General features: G+C 73.8%; 6 protein-coding genes and 1 pseudogene. 4 read left to right on the top strand and 3 right to left on the bottom strand.

The genetic code is table 11. From position 1 onward, the window contains the following. Positions 1-459, top strand: a 459-nt coding sequence (locus tag COGEMETH_RS06550) for an FG-GAP repeat domain-containing protein (protein ID WP_238181802.1), incomplete at its 5' end; no start/stop codon positions are given. Positions 460-467: 8 nt separating this feature from the next. Here the strand turns inward: COGEMETH_RS06550 and COGEMETH_RS06545 are convergent. Beyond that, positions 468-1,085 (bottom strand): annotated as a pseudogene (locus COGEMETH_RS06545) (VIT1/CCC1 transporter family protein); the annotation flags it as partial. Positions 1,086-1,246: 161 nt separating this feature from the next. On the opposite strand from COGEMETH_RS06545, the gene COGEMETH_RS06540 reads away from it, so the two are divergent. The 3 genes from COGEMETH_RS06540 to lpxK are packed head-to-tail and all read left to right on the top strand — an operon-like array spanning position 1,247 to position 4,325. Further along, the gene (locus tag COGEMETH_RS06540; protein WP_238181801.1) at positions 1,247-2,041 is read left to right on the top strand and encodes a lysophospholipid acyltransferase family protein; all 795 of its coding nucleotides are present in this window, start codon (positions 1,247-1,249) and stop codon (positions 2,039-2,041) included. Continuing rightward, a complete protein-coding gene (locus COGEMETH_RS06535) occupies positions 2,038-3,336 on the top strand; it encodes a 3-deoxy-D-manno-octulosonic acid transferase (RefSeq protein ID WP_238181800.1) in 1,299 nt (432 codons plus the stop codon). The genes COGEMETH_RS06540 and COGEMETH_RS06535 overlap by 4 nt, the downstream gene beginning before the upstream one ends. A 5-nt stretch (positions 3,337-3,341) precedes the next feature. Further along, entirely contained in the window at positions 3,342-4,325 is a 984-nt protein-coding gene (gene lpxK / locus COGEMETH_RS06530) for a tetraacyldisaccharide 4'-kinase (RefSeq protein ID WP_238181799.1), read from the top strand. 7 nt (positions 4,326-4,332) lie between these two features. Here lpxK and COGEMETH_RS06525 read toward each other — a convergent pair whose 3' ends face one another. Together COGEMETH_RS06525 and COGEMETH_RS06520 are read right to left on the bottom strand one after the other, a co-directional pair. Next, positions 4,333-4,551, bottom strand: a complete 219-nt coding sequence (locus COGEMETH_RS06525; RefSeq protein WP_238181798.1) for a DUF2093 domain-containing protein — start codon at positions 4,549-4,551, stop codon at positions 4,333-4,335. Positions 4,552-4,643: 92 nt separating this feature from the next. Then, positions 4,644-5,630 (bottom strand): bifunctional riboflavin kinase/FAD synthetase, encoded by a 987-nt coding sequence (locus COGEMETH_RS06520; protein ID WP_238181797.1) that lies wholly within the window; start codon positions 5,628-5,630, stop codon positions 4,644-4,646. Positions 5,631-5,959 lie beyond the last annotated feature (329 nt).

Here is a 5,959-nt window from a genome sequence, read left to right as displayed (position 1 = left end):
TCCGGCAACGTCGTCGGCGATACGGGGGCCTATCACGTGGTCGGCACCGGCGACTTCGACGGCGACGGCACCACCGACGTGCTTCTCCAGAACGGCTCCAGCGTCGTCCAGTGGGCGGTGCGGGACGGCCGCGTCGTGTCCGGCAACGTCGTCGGCGAAGCAGGGTCCTATCGCGTGGTCGGCACCGGCGATTTCAACGGCGACGGCACCACCGACGTGGTGCTGCAGGACGGCGCGGCGGTGGTGGCCTGGATCGTCGGCGGCGGCCACGTCGTGTCCGGAAGCCTGGTCGGAAACGCCGTGGGTTACCATGTGGCCGGCACCGGCGATTACGACGGCGACGGCACGTCCGACCTCGCCCTGCAGAACGGGTCCTCGGTAGTCTCCTGGCTGATGTCGAACGGCGCCTATGCCGGCGGCACCGGCGTCGGCGAGGCGGGCCGCTTCGGAATCGTCTGAACAGGTGGTCAGGCGCTGCCGATCAGCATGCCGGCCCCGAGCACCAGCGCCCCCCCGAGCATGACCTGGAGGGCGGCCCGCCAGAAGGGGGTCGCCATGTAGCGGGTGCGGATCGCGGCGATCACCGCCAGTTCGACGATCACGGTGAGGATCGCCAAGCCGGTCGCCAGGGCGAAGGCGTTCGGCCAATGGGCGGGCCAGGAGGCCGGCAGCGTGTCGGGGATCGCGTAGGGCAGAGTGTGGCCGAGGCCGCCCAGCGTCGTCATCAGCCCGCAGACGAGGCCGCGCATGGCGGGGCTGCCGCGCCCGGTGACGCTGCCGTCGTCCGAGAGGGCCTCCGTGAAGCCCATGCTGATGCCGGCCCCCACCGAGGCCGCCAGCCCGACGAGGAAGGTCGCGCCGTTGCTGCCGGTGGCGAAGGCCGCCGCGAAGATCGGGGCCAGCGTCGAGACCGAGCCGTCGATCAGCCCCGCGAGCCCCGGCTGCACGTAGCGCAGGACGAAGTCCCGGCGCGCCTCCGCCCCGCCCGTCGCCGCCACGCCCCCGTCCAATGCCGTCGCCATCGCACGCACCCCTCTTTGGATCGATTCCAATCTATAGATTAGAATCGATCCAAACAAGATGCGTCGCCGCGTTTTGGTCGCTCCCCTACGGGACGGAAGGCTCGGTTGCGCCAGCAACCCCGCCGGGGCTAGACCGCCCCTCGACGGCGGAGCCCAACCGTCCGGCCTCCGGCCCTCCCGCCCGCGATCCGCGCGGTCCGGCGCCGGACCTTGAAAAGCGAGACATGAGCCTCGTCAAGCGCCTCAGCCGAACCCCCGCCGTCCAGGGCGCCCTCGGCCGCCTCGCCGCCGGCTATCTCCGCCTCGTGCGCGCCACCAACCGCTTCACGGTAGAGCCGGGCGAGGCCGATGCCTGGCTCGACGGACTGAGCCCGTTCATCGCGGGCATGTGGCACGGCCAGCACATCATGGTGTCCTTCGCCGGAAGGCCGCAGGACCGGGTCGCGACGATCATCTCCCGCAACCCGGACGGCAACATCAACACCATCGCCCTGACCCGCATGGGCGTGCGGGTGATCCGGGCGTCGGGCGCCCGCGGGCGGGCCGTGCGCGACGCCAAGGCCAAAGGCGGCGCCGAGGGCCTGCGCGCCATGCTGAAGGCCCTCAAGGCCGGGGAGATCGTCGCCTTCAGCGCCGACGTGCCCAAGGTCTCGCGCCACGCCGACGCCGGCATCCTCACGCTCGCCCGCTTCTCCGGCCGGCCGATCGTCCCGGTGGCCGTGGTGACGAGCCGGCACCTGCGCTTCGGAAGCTGGGACCGGGCCTGCCTCGGCCTGCCCTTCGGGCGGGGCGTGGTGGTGTTCGGCGAGGCCGTCTTCGTGCCGCGCGAGTGCGAGGGGGAGGCCTTCGAGGCCCTGCGCCGGCAGGTCGAGGACGGGATGAACCGGGTGCATGCCCGCGCCTACACCCTCGTGGGGCGCGAGGACCGGGCCGCCCTCTACCGGGCGGCGCCCCCGGAGGCGCCCGCGCGGATCGACGGGGACGGGACGGGGCCGGCCGGCGTGGGGAACGCGGCATGAGGGTGCCCCCCCTCACCCTGGCGCTCAGGGCCTACCGGGCCGGGCTCTGGCTCGGGGAGCCGGCCGTGGCCGGGCTGCTGGCGTGGCGGGCGAGCCGCGGCAAGGAGGACCGCCTGCGCCTGGCCGAGCGCCGCGGCCTGCCGGGCCGGGCCCGGCCGGTGGGGCCGCTCGCCTGGATGCACGGGGCCTCCGTCGGCGAGGCCCTGTCGCTCGTCGGCCTCGTGGAGGGCATGATCGGGCGCGGCTTCTCGGTGCTCGTCACCACCGGCACCCGCACGGCGGCCGAACTGATCGGGGCGCGGCTGCCGGCGGGCGCCGTGCACCAGTACATGCCGCTCGACGCCCCGCGCTGGGTCGAGCGCTTCCTCGATCACTGGCAGCCGGACCTGGCGCTGGTGGCCGAATCCGAGATCTGGCCCAACACGATCCTGGCCTTGCACGCCCGGCAGATCCCCCTGCTGCTGGTCAACGGCCGGATGTCGGAACGCTCGTTCAAGGGCTGGGGGCGCTCGCCGCGCACCGCCGAGGCCCTGCTCGCGCGCATCAGCGTCTGCCTCGCGCAGACGAACGAGGACGGGGAGCGCTTCGCCCGCCTCGGCGCCCCGCGGGTGAGCGTCGCCGGAAACCTCAAATACGATGCCGCCGTGCCCCCGGCGGACGGCCAGCAGATCGCCTATCTGGGTGAGATGGTCGGCGACCGCCCGGTCTGGGTGGCGGCCAGCACCCATCCGGGCGAGGACGAGGCCGTGGCCCGGGCGCACGCCGCCCTCAAGGACCGGTTCCCGCGCCTCCTGACCATCGTGGCGCCGCGCCACCCCCGGCGGGGCGGGGAGGTCGCCGCCTGCGCCGCCGAGGCCGGCCTGCGCAGCGCGCGCCGCTCGGCCGGCGGGCGTCCGCATCCGGCCGTCGAGGTCTACGTCGCCGACACCATCGGCGAGATGGGCCTGTTCTACCGCCTGAGCCCCCTGGTCTTCCTCGGCGGCTCCCTGGTGCCGCACGGGGGCCAGAACCCGATCGAGCCGGTGCGCCTGGACGCGGCCGTGCTGCACGGCCCCCACACCCACAATTTCGGGCAGGTCTACCGCTCCCTCGACGCGGCCGGCGGGGCGCTCTCCGTCGCGGACGGACCGGAACTCGCGACCGTCGTGGGCGACCTGCTGGCCGAGCCGGCCCGCATCCGCCGCATGGCGCAGGCGGCGCAGGGCGCGCTGCGCCCCTTCGAGGGCGCGGTGGAGCGGACGCTCGCCGTCCTCGATCCCTTCATCGCGCAGATGAAGCTCGCCGGGCAGCACTGACCCCGATGCGCCCGCCCCGCTTCTGGGATGCCGGACCCGACCACCCGGCGGCCCGCCTCCTCGCGCCGCTGGGCGCCGCCTACGGCCGGCTCACCGCCGCGCGGATGGACCGCGCGGGCGCGAAAGGCCCCTGCCCCGTCCTGTGCCTGGGCAACTTCACCCTCGGGGGCGCCGGCAAGACGCCGACGGCGATCGCGCTCGCCGCGATGCTGCGTGAGACGGGCCGGCGGCCGGCCTTCCTCAGCCGGGGCTATGGAGGCCGCCTGCGCGGCCCCGTCGCCGTCGATCCGGCCCGGCACGGGGCCGCAGACGTCGGCGACGAGCCCCTGCTGCTCGTCCGCCACGCCCCCACGATCGTGTCCCGCGACCGGGTGGCCGGCGCGGCCCTCTGCGCGGCGGAGGGCGCCGACGTGATCGTGATGGACGACGGCCTGCAGAACCCGAGCCTCGCCAAGGACCTGTCGCTCGCCGTTGCCGATGCCGGCGCCGGCATCGGCAACGGCCTGCCCTTCCCGGCCGGCCCCTTGCGCGTGCCGCTTCCCCGGCAATGGCGCCATGTCGGCGGGCTGGTGCTGGTCGGCGACGGCGAGGCCGGCGAAGCGGTCGCCGCGCAGGCCCTGCGGCGCGGCCTGCCGGTCCATCGCGGCAGGCTGGTGCCGCAGGGGGACGGCATCGCCGGCCGAAGGTTTCTCGCGTTTGCCGGGATCGGCCGCCCGGAAAAATTCTTCGCGACGCTGGCCGAGGCCGGGGCGGTGCTGGCCGGCACCCGCGCCTTTCCCGATCATCACGCCTTTCGCGAAAAGGACCTCGCGGGCCTCGCCGCGGCGGCGGACGGGCTCGGGGCGGAACTTGTGACCACGGAGAAGGACGCCGTGCGCCTGCCCGCGAGCTTCTTGGGCCGGGTGCGGGTGCTGCCGGTGCGCCTGCGGTTCACCGAAGAGGAGCCGGTACGCACGCAGTTGCAGGGATTGCGCGAAGATGCGCCCTGACGCGGCCTCAGGGCCGCCCGGTCTGCCTCAGGCGCTGGAGGATCGCTTCGGGCGAGGCGTAGGCTTCCTGCCGCGGGGCGCTCCAGTAGCGCAGGGCGTCCAGCAGGATCGGCTCGCCGGTCACCGCGCAGCGCACGAAGCTGCCGGGCTTGACCACCCGCATGGTGCCGTCGCCGTACTCGACCACGGCCTCACCGCTCGCCCCGCGCTCGTAACGGCCCAGCATCCTGCGTCCCCGCCTCAAGATTTCTCGCTCCGACCTCTTAAACCACGCCGCCGCCCGCGGAAACGGCGGCCATAGGCCGGATCGCATCCGGCTCAATCGAGCATCGAGCCGGTCCGGTCGGCGGACAGCTGCGCGCGGGCTTGCCTGGCGTCCACGTCCATGCGGGCGATCAGGGCCTCGGCATTCGGGAAGCGCTCCTCGCCGCGGATGAAGCCTGCGAACTCCACCGCGATCACCTGCCCGTAGAGGTCGCCGTCGAACCCGAACAGGTTGACCTCCAGGAGCGGCGCGCCGTCGTCGAAGGTCGGGCGCCGGCCGTAGCTCGCCACCCCGTCGCGCAAGCCGCCGTCGCCGAGGCGGACGCGGACCGCATAGATGCCGTGCGCCAGCCCGCAATCGGGGAGCTGCACGTTCGCGGTGGGGTAGCCGAGGGTGCGCCCGCGCTTGTCGCCGTGCCGGACATCGCCCAGCACGAACCAGCGGTAGCCCAGCAGCGCGTTGGCGCGGACCACGTCGCCGGCGGAAAGCGCGGCGCGGATCGCGCTCGAGGAGACCGGCAGGCTCTCGTCGGCCAGCGCCACGGGGGGCACGATGCGGCAGGTCAGGCCGGTCTCTCGGCACAAGGCCTCCAGCACGGCGGGCGTGCCCTCGCGCCCGCGCCCGAAATGGAAGTCGTGCCCGACCACCACCCCGCTCAGCCCGAGGTCCCGTGCCAGGAGGTCGGCGACGAAGGCGCGCGCGCCCGTGCCGGCCAGATCCGCGTCGAAACGGCGCACGATCAGCCCGTCGAGCCCGAGGCGCCGGAACACGATCTCCTTGGCCGCCGGGCTGGTGAGGCGGAACATCGGCGCATGAGGCGCGAAATAGGCGCGGGGATGCGGCTCGAAGGTGAGGATGGCGGCCGGGCGGCCCGCGGCCCGCGCGGTCTCGCGCACGTCCTGGACCAGGACGCGGTGCCCCCGGTGGATGCCGTCGAAGTTGCCGATCGCCGCCACGGCGCCGGCAAGCCTTTGGGGCACCGCCTCGTCCTGGCGACAGACCGTGAAAGGCCGTGCGGCCGTCTCGTCGCCTGACGCCATCGGATTCTTGGAACGACCTGCCCGTGGGATGAAGCGTGGCGGACCCTGTCGAAAAGCGCCGGGAGGGTCAAGCGAACGCACGGCGTCCGGGTGCGGGCACCGTCGCGGGGAGGATCGCCCGAGGCCGCGCGAGCCGGCGCCGGCGACCGAGGCCACGCGACGGAACCGGCGTCCGGCCCCATGACGGTGGCGCGGACGGCTACGTTATGAGTCGCGGCTTTGACGGGAGGGGCCGATGGATGATTTCTGGCTGACGGACGAACAGTTTGCGAGTAATTACCCAGGCCCGTAATGGCAGGGTTTAAGCGCCGACGGTCTTGAGGATGGTG

It is taken from the genome of Methylobacterium trifolii, assembly GCF_022179685.1.
GTDB classification, from domain to species: domain Bacteria; phylum Pseudomonadota; class Alphaproteobacteria; order Rhizobiales; family Beijerinckiaceae; genus Methylobacterium; species Methylobacterium trifolii.
This window is presented reverse-complemented; position numbering and strand designations above follow the sequence as displayed.

Coding starts and splice junctions, on each gene's coding strand:
- COGEMETH_RS06540 (WP_238181801.1), top strand. CDS start 1,247: ATGAGCCTCGTCAAGCGCCTCAGCCGAACCCCCGCCGTCCAGGGCGCC.
- COGEMETH_RS06535 (WP_238181800.1), top strand. CDS start 2,038: ATGAGGGTGCCCCCCCTCACCCTGGCGCTCAGGGCCTACCGGGCCGGG.
- lpxK (WP_238181799.1), top strand. CDS start 3,342: ATGCGCCCGCCCCGCTTCTGGGATGCCGGACCCGACCACCCGGCGGCC.
- COGEMETH_RS06525 (WP_238181798.1), bottom strand. CDS start 4,551: ATGCTGGGCCGTTACGAGCGCGGGGCGAGCGGTGAGGCCGTGGTCGAG.
- COGEMETH_RS06520 (WP_238181797.1), bottom strand. CDS start 5,630: ATGGCGTCAGGCGACGAGACGGCCGCACGGCCTTTCACGGTCTGTCGC.